9 protein-coding genes and 1 tRNA gene are annotated in these 13,813 nt (G+C 70.3%); 9 read left to right on the plus strand and 1 reads right to left on the minus strand.

Translation table 11 applies throughout. The features are described from left to right. The first annotated feature begins 312 nt into the window (after positions 1-312). The 9 genes from dnaN (at position 313) to HHX40_RS25200 (ending at position 10,809) form a co-directional block, all read left to right on the plus strand. The gene (dnaN, locus tag HHX40_RS25160; protein WP_111700099.1) at positions 313-1,452 is read left to right on the plus strand and encodes a DNA polymerase III subunit beta; all 1,140 of its coding nucleotides are present in this window, start codon (positions 313-315) and stop codon (positions 1,450-1,452) included. A 50-nt stretch (positions 1,453-1,502) separates the two neighbouring features. After that, a complete protein-coding gene (gnd, locus tag HHX40_RS25165; RefSeq protein ID WP_396774401.1) occupies positions 1,503-2,501 on the plus strand; it encodes a phosphogluconate dehydrogenase (NAD(+)-dependent, decarboxylating) in 999 nt (332 codons plus the stop codon). 37 nt (positions 2,502-2,538) lie between these two features. Then, entirely contained in the window at positions 2,539-3,726 is a 1,188-nt protein-coding gene (gene recF / locus HHX40_RS25170; protein WP_111700101.1) for a DNA replication/repair protein RecF, read from the plus strand. Beyond that, a complete protein-coding gene (locus HHX40_RS25175; RefSeq protein ID WP_310738264.1) occupies positions 3,716-4,249 on the plus strand; it encodes a DUF721 domain-containing protein in 534 nt (177 codons plus the stop codon). Before recF ends, HHX40_RS25175 begins: the two co-directional genes overlap by 11 nt. 356 nt (positions 4,250-4,605) lie before the next feature. After that, positions 4,606-6,531 (plus strand): DNA topoisomerase (ATP-hydrolyzing) subunit B, encoded by a 1,926-nt coding sequence (gyrB, locus tag HHX40_RS25180; RefSeq protein WP_396697362.1) that lies wholly within the window; start codon positions 4,606-4,608, stop codon positions 6,529-6,531. Positions 6,532-6,559: 28 nt separating this feature from the next. Continuing rightward, positions 6,560-9,061: a DNA gyrase subunit A gene (gene gyrA, locus HHX40_RS25185; protein ID WP_182882553.1), complete on the plus strand. Its 2,502-nt coding sequence runs from the start codon at positions 6,560-6,562 to the stop codon at positions 9,059-9,061. A 220-nt stretch (positions 9,062-9,281) separates the two neighbouring features. Continuing rightward, a complete protein-coding gene (locus tag HHX40_RS25190; RefSeq protein WP_310738265.1) occupies positions 9,282-10,019 on the plus strand; it encodes a DUF3566 domain-containing protein in 738 nt (245 codons plus the stop codon). Positions 10,020-10,176: 157 nt separating this feature from the next. After that, a tRNA-Ile gene (locus HHX40_RS25195) sits at positions 10,177-10,253 on the plus strand. 172 nt (positions 10,254-10,425) lie between these two features. Next, positions 10,426-10,809 (plus strand): hypothetical protein, encoded by a 384-nt coding sequence (locus tag HHX40_RS25200; protein ID WP_182882554.1) that lies wholly within the window; start codon positions 10,426-10,428, stop codon positions 10,807-10,809. A gap of 95 nt (positions 10,810-10,904) precedes the next feature. Here the strand turns inward: HHX40_RS25200 and HHX40_RS25205 are convergent, their stop codons facing one another. Beyond that, positions 10,905-13,103 carry a hypothetical protein gene (locus HHX40_RS25205; protein ID WP_182882555.1) on the minus strand — a complete coding sequence of 733 codons (2,199 nt, stop codon included), beginning with the start codon at positions 13,101-13,103 and terminating at the stop codon, positions 10,905-10,907. Positions 13,104-13,813 lie beyond the last annotated feature (710 nt).

The raw sequence follows: 13,813 nt of genomic DNA on the forward strand, positions 1-13,813 counted from the left end.
CCGTGGACAACCGGTGGAAACCTGGTGGATTACTCGTGGACAGAGGTGCCCGAACCTGGGGACGGGCTGTGGGGACAGCGCGGCCACCCACAGTCCGCAGGGGGTCCGTCCACCTTTCCCCCACAGCACCAGTGGATGAAGCATCTCCGCTGAGCTGCGAAAATGCTCCTCATCCACATATCCACACTCCCTAATACGAGGACCTGTATCTCTCTCTAAGGAACTGAAGAACCATAGAAGGGGTTCTGGAGGCACACAGGTGCGGGAGAGTGAAGACTTGACGATGCAGCGACACCCAGGAGGCTGATCCACGTGATGTTCCGGATCGATCGCGATGTGCTCGCCGAGGCCGTGGCGTGGACGGCACGGAGCCTTCCGGCCCGTCCCTCGGTGCCGGTGCTCGCCGGCATGCGGCTTGAGGTGACCGACGACCAGAGGCTGAAGCTCTCCGGCTTCGACTACGAGGTCTCCGCCGAGGTGACCCTCGACCTGCAGACCGGGGAGGCGGGCGTGGTGCTCGTCTCCGGCAAGCTGCTCGCCGAGATCACGCGCGCCCTCCCCGCACAGCCGGTCGAACTGGTCGTGGACGGGGCGAAGGCCGTCGTCACCTGTGGAAGCGCGCGGTTCACCCTGCTCACCATGCCTGTGGAGGACTACCCGTCCCTTCCGGCGATGCCGCCCGCCGCCGGACGGGTCGGCAGCGACGTGTTCGCCTCCGCCGTCGGCCAGGTGGCCGTGGCCGCGGGCAAGGACGACACGCTCCCGATGCTCACCGGCGTCCGGATGGAGATCGACGGCGACACGGTGACCCTCGCCGCGACCGACCGCTACCGGCTCGCCGTACGCGAACTGAAGTGGCAGCCGGAGCAGCCCGGCTTCCAGGCCGTGGCGATGATTCCCGGCCGTACGCTCGCCGACACGGCCAAGGCGCTCGGCGGCAGCGGTGCGGAGGTCGAGATCGCGCTCAGCTCCGCCGGCGGCACCGGCGAGGGCATGATCGGTTTCTCCAGCTCCGGGCGGCGGACGACGACCCGGCTGCTCGACCCCGAGTTCCCCAAGTACCGCTCGCTGCTGCCCACCGAGTTCTCCGCCCGCGCCGACTTGTCCACAGGCTCGTTCGTCGAGGCCGTCAAGCGCGTCGCGCTCGTCGCCGAGCGCAACACCCCCGTACGGCTGGCCTTCCGCGGCGGCGAGGTCGTCCTGGAGGCCGGCAGCGGCGACGAGGCCCAGGCGGTGGAGGCGCTCCCGGTCGACTTCGACGGCGACGAGATCAACATCGCGTTCAACCACCAGTTCCTGCTGGAGGGCCTGGGGGCGATCGACTCCGACATCGCCCGGCTGCAGTTCACCACGCCGACCAAGCCGGCCATCCTCACCGCGGGCAAGCCTGTGGACGAAGGCGCGAACGAGGACTACCGCTACCTGATCATGCCCATCCGCCTGTCCAGCTGATCTCGCCGTGACGCCCCGGGCGTACGCTTTGGCCGTGGCATGGACACCCGATGCATGGGTACGCGTGCCTCGGTGGACGACGCGGACGTCAAGGGGTGGCTCAGATGCAGATCGGCATGATCGGGCTCGGCAGGATGGGCGGGAACATGGCCGAGCGGCTGCGGCGCGGCGGCCATGAGGTCGTCGGCTACGACCGCGATCCCGCCCTCAGCGACGTCGGCAGCCTGAAGGACCTCGTCGAGAGGCTTCAGGCGCCGCGCGCGGTCTGGGTGATGGTTCCCGCCGGAGCGCCGACCCGGGCCACCGTCGAGCAACTGCGCGACCTGCTGTCGGAGGGCGACGTCGTGATCGACGGCGGCAACTCCCACTACCTGGACGACCAGCGGCACGCGGCGGACCTCGGCACACGCGGCATCGGCTTCGTCGACGTGGGCGTCAGCGGCGGCGTGTGGGGCCTGCAGAACGGCTACGCGCTGATGGTCGGGGGCGAGGACGAGCACGTCGGGCGGCTCATGCCGGCCTTCGACACGCTCAAGCCCGAGGGCGAGGACGGCTTCGTGCACGCGGGCGGCGTCGGCGCGGGCCACTTCGCGAAGATGGTCCACAACGGCATCGAGTACGGCATGATGCAGTCCTTCGCCGAGGGCTGGGAACTGCTGGAGGCCAGCGACGTCGTCACCAACGTCCCCGACACGTTCCGGAGCTGGCGGCACGGCACGGTCATCCAGTCCTGGCTGCTCGACCTGCTGGTGCGGGCCCTGCGGGAGGACCCCGACCTCGCCGACCTGAAGGGCTACGCGGAGGACTCCGGCGAGGGCCGGTGGACCGTACAGGCCGCCGTCGACCACGCCGTGCCCCTGCCGGCCATCACGGCCGCGCTGTACGCCAGGTTCGCCTCGCGCCAGGCCGACTCCCCGGCGATGAAGATGGTCGCGGCGCTGCGCAACCAGTTCGGCGGACACGCGGTCGCGTCGGCCGAGGGCCAGACCGGCAGGGGCGCCGACTCCCCCGGCGCCGACGTGGCTCCGCCCCCCGAAGCCGACCGGTGACCACCCCGGGCGGCCGGTGGGCACTAGCCTTGCGGGCGTGCACGTGGCGAGCCTGTCCCTCACCGACTTCCGGTCCTACCCGGAGGTCGAGCTGACGCTCGAACCGGGCGCGACGGCCTTCGTGGGGCCGAACGGGCAGGGCAAGACCAACCTCGTCGAGGCGCTCGGCTACCTCGCGACCCATTCGAGCCACCGGGTGGCCACCGACGCCCCGCTCGTACGGCACGGCGCGCAGCGGGCGGTCGTACGGGCCGTGGTGGTCAGGGACGACCGCCGCGCCCTCGTCGAGGTGGAGATCAACCCGGGCCGGGCCAACCGCGCCCGGGTGAACCGCTCGCCGGTGCCGCGTCCGCGCGACGCGCTCGGCCTGCTGCGCACCGTCCTGTTCGCCCCCGAGGACCTCGCGCTCGTCAAGGGCGACCCCTCCGAGCGCCGCCGGTTCATGGACGAGCTGCTCGTCGCCCGCGCCCCCAGGTTCGCGGCCGTACGCGCCGACTACGAGCGCGTGCTCAAGCAGCGCAACACCCTCCTGCGCACGGCCGCGGCGTCCCGGGCGGGGCGGCGGCGCGGCCCCCGCAGGCAGGACGACGACGCGGCGTTCGCCGCCGCGGGCGCCGGGGACGTGCTGAGCACCCTGGAGATCTGGGACACCCACCTGGTGCGCTTCGGCGCCGAACTGCTGGCGGCCCGGCTGCACCTGGTGGACCTGCTGCGCCCGCTCGCCGCCAAGGCGTACGCGACGCTCGCCCCGTCGTCCGGGCTCGCCGATCTGGAGTACCGGGCGTCGGGGTTATCCACAGATATCCCCACCCTGGGGACAAACCGGGAACTTCTCGCCGAAGGCCTGCGGGCGGGCCTCGCCGAGGCGCGTCAGGCCGAGCTCGAACGCGGCGTGACCCTCGTCGGCCCGCACCGCGACGACCTGCTGCTGCGGCTGGGCGAGCTGCCGGCCCGCGGCTACGCCAGCCACGGCGAGTCGTGGTCGTTCGCGCTCGCGCTGCGGCTCGCGGCCTACGACCTGCTGAGAACCGACGGCGGCGACCCCGTGCTGATCCTCGACGACGTCTTCGCCGAGCTGGACGGGCAGCGGCGCAGGCGGCTCACCGAGATCGTCGCCCCGGCCGAGCAGGTGCTCATCACCGCCGCGGTGCCGGACGACGTGCCGCCGGAGCTGACCGGCGCCCGGTTCGACGTGACCGAAGGGAGCGTGACCCGTGTCCGATGAGAGATCCACAGGCGGTGGACAATCCCCGAAGGGCTCGGTCGCCCGGGGCGCCGCGCTGGCGCGGGAGAAGCTGGCCCAGGCCAAGTCCGACGCGCTCAAGCGGGGGCAGCTGCCGCGCAGCGAGCCCCGCCGCCGCTCCGGCTCGGGCGGCCCGCGGCGCGACTCCGGCGATCCGCTGCCGTTCGGCCGGGCGATCCGCGACCTGCTCGCCGCCCGGGGCTGGGAGCAGCCGGTCGCGGTCGGCGGGGTCTTCGGCCGGTGGCCGGAGATCGTCGGGCCGGACCTCGCCGCCCACACCCGGCCGGAGAGCTTCGAGGACGGCGAGGTGCTGGTCGCCGCCGACTCCACCGCCTGGGCGACCCAGGTGCGCCTGCTCGCCGCCACGCTGGTCAAGCGGTTGAACGAGGAACTCGGCGACGGCACGGTGACCAGGGTGAAGGTGCGCGGCCCGGGCGCGGGCCCGCGGCCCGAGGGCGGCCTCCGGGTGCGCGGCAGCCGGGGGCCGGGGGACACCTACGGGTGAAAGGGCCCGTCCAGTGGGCAGGGGGGAGTCTCCGGAAGCCCGAACCGGCCCAAAATCGCGTCTGAGGCCATGACCCCCGTCCCCCGTAGGGGATGCTCGGAAACATGATCATCAAGCGACAGGGCACCACAGCCCCCGTGGATGCCACCGGTTGTCGGTCGGACCGGTAGAATGTAGGAGGACTCAAGGACACGTCCGGTTTGCGTCACCCCCGGTCCTGCGGGCCGGTTTCCCTGGGCGGGCGCATCGGGGCACTCACGACGGTGACGGGCACGGCAGGGGCAGCCAATCCACGGTGTCGCCCGCCGCGTGTCCGCGGCAGGAGGATTTCGCACTTGTCCTACGACGCTAGCTCTATCACCGTTCTCGAAGGGCTGGAAGCGGTCCGCAAGCGGCCCGGCATGTACATCGGCTCGACCGGTGAGCGCGGGTTGCACCACCTGGTGCAGGAGATCGTCGACAACGCGGTCGACGAGGCGCTGGCCGGCTACAACGACCTGATCGAGGTCACCCTGCTCGCCGACGGCGGCGTGCGCGTGATGGACCACGGACGCGGCATTCCCGTGGGCATCGTCGCCGCCGAGGGCAGGCCCGCCGTCGAGGTCGTCTTCACCGTGCTGCACGCCGGCGGCAAGTTCGACAGCAAGTCGTACGCCGTCTCGGGCGGCCTGCACGGCGTCGGCGCCTCGGTCGTCAACGCCCTGTCGACCCGCCTGGAGGTCGAGGTCCGGACCGACGGCCACGTGTGGCGCCAGAAGTACGTGACGGCCAAGCCGACCGGGCCGCTGCAGAAGGGCGAGCCCACCGAGGACCACGGCACGACGATCAGCTTCTGGCCCGACGCGGAGATCTTCGAGACCGTCACCTGGAACTTCGAGACGCTGGCGCGCCGGTTCCAGGAGATGGCCTTCCTCAACAAGGGCCTCACGATCAGGCTCACCGACGAGCGGCCCGACCACATCATCGAGGGCGAATCCAAGGTCGTCACGTACCACTACGAGGGCGGCCTGTCCGACTTCGTCACCCACCTGAACTCGAAGAAGGACCCGATCCACAACTCGGTCATCGACTTCGAGGAGCACGGCGACGGCATCTCGGTCGAGATCGCCATGCAGTGGAACGCCTCCTACAGCGAGTCGGTCTACACGTTCGCCAACACGATCAACACCGCCGAGGGCGGCACCCACGAGGAGGGCTTCCGCGCCGCGCTGACGACCATCGTCAACCGGTACGCGCGCGAGCAGAAGTTCCTCAAGGAGGGCAAGGACGACAACCTCAGCGGCGACGACGTCCGCGAGGGGCTCGCCGCGATCATCTCGGTGAAGCTGGCCGACCCGCAGTTCGAGGGCCAGACCAAGACCAAGCTGGGCAACACCGAGGCGAAGTCGTTCGTCCAGAAGGCCTGCAACGACCACCTGCGCGACTGGTTCGAGCGCAACCCGGGCGAGGCCAAGGAGATCATCAACAAGTCGCTGCAGGCCTCCCGGGCCCGCATCGCGGCCCGCCAGGCGCGCGACCTCACCCGCCGCAAGTCGCTGCTGGAGAGCGGCAGCGGGCTCCCCGGCAAGCTGGCCGACTGCCAGTGGTCGGAGCCGGAGAAGTGCGAGCTGTTCATCGTCGAGGGCGACTCGGCCGGCGGCTCGGCCAAGGGCGGGCGCGACCCCAAGTTCCAGGCGATCCTCCCGCTGCGCGGCAAGATCCTGAACGTCGAGAAGGCCCGGATCGACAAGGTCCTCAAGAACAACGAGGTCCAGGCGCTGATCACCGCCCTCGGCACCGGCGTGCACGACGAGTTCGACATCTCGAAGCTGCGCTACCACAAGCTGATCCTCATGGCGGACGCCGACGTGGACGGCCAGCACATCACCACGCTGCTGCTGACGCTGCTGTTCCGCTTCATGCGGCCGCTGATCGAGGCGGGCCACGTCTACCTGTCCCAGCCTCCGCTGTACAAGATCAAGTGGGACCGCAAGGGCGAGGACGCGTCGTACGCGTACTCCGACCGGGAGCGGGACGCGATCATCGAGGAGGGCGTCGGCCGCGGCCGGCGCGACCCCCGGCTTCACGACGGCGTGCAGCGGTTCAAGGGTCTGGGCGAGATGAACGCCTCCCAGCTGTGGGAGACCACCATGAACCCCGACACGCGGGTGCTCCGCCAGGTCACCCTCGACGACGCCGCCCAGGCCGACAACCTGTTCAGCGTGCTGATGGGCGAGGACGTCGAGGCGCGCAGGAACTTCATCATCACCAATGCCCGTGACGTCCGCTTCCTTGACGTCTGAGCAGCGCGGCTAACCAAAAGGACTTTTCGTGACGGAAGTGAACACGCCGCCTGGGCCCCCCGCCGATCGGATCGAGCCGGTCGACATCCAGGCCGAGATGCAGCGCAGCTACATGGACTACGCGATGTCCGTCATCGTGTCCCGCGCGCTGCCGGACGTCCGCGACGGCCTCAAGCCCGTGCACCGCCGCGTGCTGTACGCGATGTTCGACGGCGGCTACCGGCCCGACCGCGGCTACTTCAAGTGCTCCCGGGTCGTCGGCGACGTCATGGGCTCCTACCACCCCCACGGCGACACGTCGATCTACGACACCGTCGTACGGCTCGCGCAGCCGTGGTCGCTGCGCTACCCGCTCGTCGACGGGCAGGGCAACTTCGGCTCGCCGGGCAACGACCCGGCCGCCGCGATGCGGTACACCGAGTGCCGCCTCGCGCCGATCGCCATGGAGATGCTCCGGGACATCGACAAGGAGACCGTCGACTTCCAGCCCAACTACGACGGGCGGTCGCAGGAGCCGATCGTCCTTCCGTCGCGGTTCCCGAACCTGCTGGTGAACGGGTCGGCCGGGATCGCGGTCGGCATGGCGACCAACATCCCACCGCACAACCTCCGGGAGGTCGGCAACGCCGTCGTCTGGGCGCTCGACAACCCCGAGGCGTCCGACGAGGAACTGCTCGACGGGCTGCTCGCCCGGGTCAAGGGCCCCGACTTCCCGACCGGCGCGCTGATCGTCGGCCGCCGCGGTATCGAGGACGCCTACCGCACCGGCCGCGGCTCGATCATCATGCGGGCCGTCGTCGAGGTCGAGGAGGACCCCAAGGGGCGGCAGTGCCTGGTGGTCACGGCCCTGCCGTACCAGGTGAACCCGGACAATCTGGCGCTCACGATCGCCGAGCTGGTCCGCGACGGGAAGGTCACCGGTATCGCGGACGTCCGCGACGAGACCTCCTCGCGCACCGGCCAGCGGCTGGTGATCGTGCTCAAGCGCGACGCGGTCGCCAAGGTGGTGCTGAACAACCTCTACAAGCACACCCAGCTCCAGACCACGTTCGGCGCGAACATGATCGCGCTGGTCGACGGAGTGCCGCGGACGCTGCGGCTCGACCAGTTCGTCCGGCACTACATCACGCACCAGATCGAGGTCGTCGTCCGGCGGACCCGGTTCCTGCTGCGCAAGGCCGAGGAGCGGGCGCACATCCTGCGCGGCCTGCTCAAGGCCCTCGACCGGCTCGACGACGTCATCGCCCTGATCAGGCGGTCGCCGTCGGCGGCCGAGGCGCAGGGCGGCCTGATGACGCTGCTGGACATCGACCAGGTCCAGGCGCAGGCCATCCTGGACATGCAGCTGCGCAAGCTGGCCGCGCTGGAGCGGCAGCAGATCCAGGACGAGTACGACGGCCTGATGGCGCAGATCGCCGACTACCAGGACATCCTGGCCTCCGAGCCCCGGCAGCGCCGGCTCGTGTCGGACGAGCTCGGGGAGATCGTCGCCAAGTACGGCGACGAGCGGAAGACCGAGATCATCGCGTACGAGGGCGACATGTCCATCGAGGACCTGATCGCCGAGGAGGACGTGGTCGTCACGATCACGCGCGGCGGGTACGCCAAGCGGACGAGCACCGACCTCTACCGGGCGCAGAAGCGCGGCGGCAAGGGCGTCAGGGGAGCCCAGCTCCGCCAGGACGACATCGTCGAGCACTTCTTCGTGACCACGACGCACCACTGGCTGCTGGCGTTCACGAACAAGGGCCGGGTCTACCGGGTCAAGGCGTACGAACTGCCGGAGTCGGGCCGGGACGCGCGGGGCCAGCACCTGGCCAACCTGCTCGCCATGCAGCCCGATGAGCACGTGATGGAGATCCTCGACCTGCGGGACTACGACGTCGCGCCGTACCTGGTGCTGGCGACCCGCAGCGGTTTGGTGAAGAAAACGCGCCTTTCCGAATACGATTCGCCGCGTTCCGGTGGCCTGATCGCGATCAACCTGCGCGAGGATGACGAGGTGATCGCCGCCCGTCTCGTGTCCGAGGGTGACGACCTGCTGCTCGTCTCCAAGAACGCGCAGTCGATCAGGTTCACCGCCTCGGACGACGCGCTGCGCCCGATGGGCCGCGCGACCAGCGGTGTGATCGGCATGCGGTTCGTGGACGGTGACGAGCTTCTCGCGATGAACGTCATGGGCGACGGCGACGACGTGTTGATCGCGACCGAGGGCGGGTATGCGAAGCGGACACCCGCCGACCAGTACCCGGTGCAGGGCCGGGGCGGCAAGGGCGTCCTGACGGCGAAGATCGTCAGTGCTCGTGGCAAGCTGGTCGGTGCCGTCATGGTGCGTCCCGAGGACGAGGTCTTCGCGATCACCTCCGCCGGCGGGGTGATCCGTACCAGTGCAGGCGAGATCAAGCAGTCGGGCCGCCAGACGATGGGCGTCCGCCTGATGAATCTGGCCGAGGGTGACAGCGTCGTCGCCCTCGCTCGCAACGCCGAGGCGTTGGTGACCGAGGAGAACGGGGCAGGAGACGAGGCATGAGCGAGCGCAGCGAGCGAATCGATGAGCACAGTGCGATTCGCGAATGCGGACCCGAGCCGTCAGGCGAGGGTGTGGCATGAGCGACAGCGGCGGGGCACGGACCCCCGGCAGCGCCAGGCAGAAACCGGCGGGCGCCCGTCCGGCGTCGTCCTCCAACGGCGTTACCGCGCGGGCACAGGATGGCGGTAGCGTCCCCAGGGTGGGTTCCGAAGGAGATGACGTGACCGCCGCCGACAAGGCGAAGGCCGAAGACACCATGCGCATCCGGACCACGGGCGCCGACCAGCCGTGGAAGCGGCAGGCGACCGCGGACGGCGCCACCGACAAGGGCAGGCCCGAGAACGGCAGGCCCAACGGCGGCGGGTCCGACGGCGGCGCCACGGCGCAGTATCCCCGACCCGCCGGGGTGGCCGCGGCCGCCCCCGTTGTGGACGGCGCACGGGCGCCTGTGGACAACGGCGTTCCCAAGATGGACGGCGGCTCCGTACGCGGGCTCACCTTCGGCCCCGGAGGCACGGACCGCGCCGAGGCCGCCAAGGGCAAGGACAAGAAGCCGGGCGTCGGCGTCCGCCCGCCGCGCAAGGCCCACCTGGTGCTGCGCCGGGTCGAGCCGTGGTCGGCGATGAAGTTCAGCTTCGTCGTCTCGCTGGTCTGCTTCGTCGTGCTGTTCGTGGCCGTCGCGGTGCTGTACGGCGTGCTCTCGGCGCTCGGCGTCTTCTCCTCGATCACCGACACCGTCATGCAGCTCACCACGAGCGGCGGCGTCGCGGGCAAGGGCGTCGGCACCATCGACATCCGCGGCTGGTTCGAGCCGGTCCGCATCCTCGGATACGCGGCACTGCTCGGCGCGCTGAACGTCGTGCTCATCACCGCGCTGTCCACCCTCGGCGCCGTGATCTACAACATCTCCGCGGACCTCGTCGGCGGCGTCGAGGTCACCTTCAGCGAAGCCGAGTGACCCCTCCGTACGGCGGGCCGCCCCGAGCGGCCGGCCGTACGAGGCGGGCACCCGCGCTTCGCGGCACGACCACCGGGCCGGACACGGTAAGCTTTTCCTCGTCCGGAAGCGGATTCGCCACCGGAAACCGGATGCGGTAACGTTCGTTGCGCATCGCGGGGCTATAGCTCAGACGGTTAGAGCGCTTCCCTGATAAGGAAGAGGTCCCAGGTTCAAGTCCTGGTAGCCCCACCACAAAGCACCAGCTCAGAGGCCAGTTCCCAAGATCAGGGACCTGGCCTTTTGATCGTTTGCCATCGATTTGCCATCACGGCCGTCCGGCACGAGGTAGCAGACATCGATCCACATCGACAGGTCCTGGCAGCCGATCTTCCCTGGGCGCGGATGGGGGTTGAACGTTGGAGGCATGGGCTCGCTGATCTACGGTGAGTACGAGAACCGAAAGCGCGTCCGGGCTGTCGAAGAAGACCCTAGCGAACGCCTTCGGTATCGGATCTCCCGCGTCAACGACGCCTTCGCTGAAGCTGCCACCCTCATGGATGAACTGCGGTGCGACCTCGAATCCCAGCAAGCCGCTCGTGAAGCGCTACTCGCCGAAGCCGAACGGCAGCGGCAGCTCCTCACTGTGAGCAAGGAAGAAGCCGAGAAGATCCGTCAGATCCTCACGAGCGAGACCAAGGAGACCATCCGCGCTGAACGCCGTCAGCAGTGGATTTTCTTCCTCCTCAGCTTCGCCGCGTCCGCCGCGGCCTCCGTACCCATTGGGATCTGGGTCAACCACATTAGCTGATCCGCACAGACGTGCCCGCGGTCTGCCCCCTTACGTCACGCCGCCTGAGTGCGCGTGAGTGGGCCGGCGACCGGAGTCCCGCCCCGCCGATCCACTCACATCTGTGGGTCGGCTGATAATCCGTGGCGCCGTATGTGCGCTGCTTCTTCCGGTTGATCTCGTGCGAGGGTGTCGAGGAAGGGGTTGATGGCCGCCGTGTCGCCTACATCAACTCGCGCCCGTAGTTCCTCCACCTGCCCCTGCTTGGCCAGCAGATCGGCCGATTGGGAGGCGGCCTGACCGTCGCCGGCGTCGGCCCGCGTCCGCAACTCCCCCGGGGAGTACCGGGTGAGCTCCTCCATCTGCCCCTGCTTGGCCAGCAGGCGGGCCAACCCGATGGCAGCCAGCCCGTCGCCGGCGTCGGCCCGCGCCTGCAGCTCCTCCACCCGCCCCTGCTCGGCCAGCAGGCGGACCAACCAGATGGCGGCCAGCCCGTCGCCGGCGTCGGCCCGCGCCTGCAGTATCGCCAGCGCCTCTTCCACCTGCCCCTGCTTGGCCAGCAGGCGGGCCAACCCGATGGCAGCCAGCCCGTCGCCGGCGTCGGCCCGCGCCTGCAGCTCCTCCACCCGCCCCTGCTCGGCCAGCAGGCGGGCCAACCGGGAGGCGGCCAGCCCGTCGCCGGCGTCGGCCCGCGCCCGCAGCTCCTCCACCCGCCCCTGTCCGGCTAACAGATCGATCAACCGGGAGGCGGCCGACCCGTCGCCGGCGTCGGCCCGCGCCTGCAGCTCCTCCACCCGCCCCTGCTCGGCCAGCAGGCGGGCCAACCGGGAGGCGGCCGACCCGTCGCCGGCGTCGGCCCGCGCCCGCAGCTCCTCCACCCGCCCCTGCTCGGCCAGCAGACCGGTCAACCAGATGATGGCCTGCCCGTCGCCGACGTCGGCAGCACGGCGGAGGAGGGGTTCGGCGTAGCGGTAGAGCAGCCGGTCCATGGCGGCGTCTCCGGCACGTCGCTGGTCGTCGGACTGGGTGAGGTGGTCGCAGAGGGCCTGCCAGCAGGTAGCTGGCACCTTGACCATGCGGCGCTGAACTCCGGCGTGCTGTTGGAGGTAGTCGGCGATCCGATAGCCGCCGACTTGCCCCATCTCCATGGTTGCCGTGGCGACCGGGGCGAGGGCGGCCGTGGCGCCGTGCAGAGTTTTGGTGGCGTAGGCCAGGGCGGCCTCGAACCAGTTCGCGGGTGCGGTGGCCCGCTCGTGGGAGGTGCAGTAGCCGGGAGCGGCCGCCCGCAGCAGTTCGGCGCTCAGTGGGGAGCGCACGCCCAGGCGGGTGGCGTCGATCGCGGCGTTCAGCACGGCGGCGGCGTACGGGTCGGCTGCCTGCCAGCGGGTGACCAGGTGCGGTGCGGCAGCGATCACTTGTGTCAGCCCATAGTCGGTTGACTCCAGCGCGAGGGCGATACGGGCGTCTCCCTCCTGCGCGGCCGCCCGTGCGCGTTCCCGCTCGGTGGGAGTGAAGTCGGCGTCCAGGTGTGCGACGTCGGCCAGGCCCAGCAGCTCCCGCTCAGTGGCGTACTGGTCTGTCTGATCGGGCTGGGACAGGGCGGTGAAGGCGTGGTAGCGGTCGGGCCAGATGGTGGCCACCAGCACCGCCCCGGCCTGGAGTAACGCCCGTACGGTGCCGGCGTCCAGCCCGGTCGGGCCGCCCAGATAGTTCTGCAGCTCATCCAGCCACACGACCAGATGAGGCGGGGGCTGCTCGGCGGCCTGGCGGACTTGCTCGGGCCCGGTGGGGTGGAGCAGCCACCAGGTCGGCACCACCGCGCGCAGGGCCTCATAGGCGCAGCGGGTCTTGCCCACTGACGACCCTCCGACGATCACGACCAGGCCGCCGTGTTCGGCTGCCTGCCCGATCAGGGCCCGCACCCCGCCCGGGGCGGTGTCGGTGTCCCGCAGAACGTAGACGGGCAGCTCCCCCACCGCGCCGGGGGCGTCGATCGGGGCGTGCACGCCGAGCCGCCGCGGATGCGCCGCCGCCACCCGCATCAGCCCGGGCAGCCCCGGCGGCGCCGGCGACAGGACTCGCTCACGCGCCTGCCGCCACGCCTCCCACTCTGATCGCGGTACTGCGCAGGCGCGCAGGAACAACTCCAGCGTCTCCACCGTGCACCGGCCCTTGTTCAGCAGGTCACTGAGGGTGCTGGACGGAAACTTCTGCGGCCGCACCGCCCGATCCAGATGGCCGTACGAGCGGCTGGCCCGTAGCGCATCCAGCGCGGCCGTGAACTGCTCCAGGTCGTGCACACCGGCCGGATCCACGGGCGTAGCTCCCCCTGCCTCGCGTACCGCATGCCGTCCCGCTCCGCCCTCACCGTCGTGGCGGTCAGGCTGGCCGGCGGGAAGCGGGGAACCGGTCGGGGGGCGGACGGGCATCTGCGGGCGCTCCTGCTGCATACAGGGGGACAGGGGTGCGAGGGTCCGGCACAGGCGCCGGACAGCTCCGGACCCCCGGATCCCGAACCCGCCACCGCCGTTCCCTCGCCAGGTCAGCTTGCCCCATCCCGGGTGGGCGTGCCCGGGGATTTGTCCGCCTGCTCCGGATCTGCTGCCGGACCCCGGCCACCCCAGCTGCCATGGCTTCCATTGGGGCGGTACCGGCCACCCCACCCCCCTGAAGGGAGACCCTCAGCCATGCAACAGCTCACCATTTGGATCCCGCTGGCCGTCAGCGCGCTCAACCTGGCCACCGCCCTGATTCGCTGGGCCACCACCCGCCCCCGCCTTCCCCGACGCCGTGAGCACGAGTGAGGCCAGCAGGATCACGCGCACGGCCAATTGCTCGGTTCTTCCGGCAACGGTCTCGCCCCTCTCGCGGGCAGGGGCGCGCGGCCGGTGTCGCCCTGGGACTGTAAGAACAACGGTGTAACTCCTGATCAAGGAGACACCTGTGACGAGTACGGTGATCCAGGCATCCGAAGCGTTGGACCTGGAGGACGCCGCGGTGGCGCGGAAAGAGGATGAAGCGTCGG

The sequence above is a fragment of the Microbispora sp. H10949 genome, assembly GCF_014161435.1.
In the GTDB taxonomy this organism is placed as follows: Bacteria; Actinomycetota; Actinomycetes; order Streptosporangiales; family Streptosporangiaceae; genus Microbispora; species Microbispora triticiradicis.